1 protein-coding gene is annotated in these 508 nt (G+C 36.0%); it reads right to left on the bottom strand.

The features are described 5' to 3' along the window. Positions 1–106: 106 nt before the first annotated feature. On the bottom strand, positions 107–508 hold a 402-nt coding region (tnpA, locus tag ACESSZ_RS16535; protein WP_499842918.1), incomplete at its 5' end, for an IS200/IS605 family transposase.

Genomic DNA, 508 nt, shown 5'->3' with positions numbered 1-508 from the left:
AATAAATATCCACCAGCTTAGCTGGTGGTTTTTACGTAATCGCCCCAAGGGGCTCAGATTCAGGCTACGCTTACCAGCGTAACAATACGGTCTGGCATTTGCATTTCTATTTCTTATTACCCGTAAACGGGTCTTCTATATCCAGTGTCAATTGTTCACTTAGTTCATCTTCTTTTAATTGATTTTTTATATATGCTTCAATTACTTTGTCATTCTTTCCTGCTGTATCTACATAATATCCTCTACACCAAAATGATCGATTCCTATATTTATATTTCATATTCCCCCATTTCTGATAGATCATAATACTACTTTTCCCTTTCAGAAATCCCATAAATCCTGATACTGTCATTTTAGGTGGGATTTCAACTAGCATATGCACATGATCTGGGCATACTTCTGCTGTTATAATTTTCACACCTTTCCACTCGCATAATTCTCTCAGTATTGCTCCTATTTCTAGTCGCTTTTCTCCATAAAAAACTTTTCTTCTATACTTTGGCGCAAA

Source organism: Eubacterium sp. 3_1_31, assembly GCF_964249515.1.
GTDB lineage: Bacteria > Bacillota_I > Bacilli_A > Erysipelotrichales > Erysipelotrichaceae > Longicatena > Longicatena caecimuris.
The sequence above is the reverse complement of the archived record's forward strand: the minus strand, read 5'-3'. Positions and strand labels throughout refer to the sequence as shown.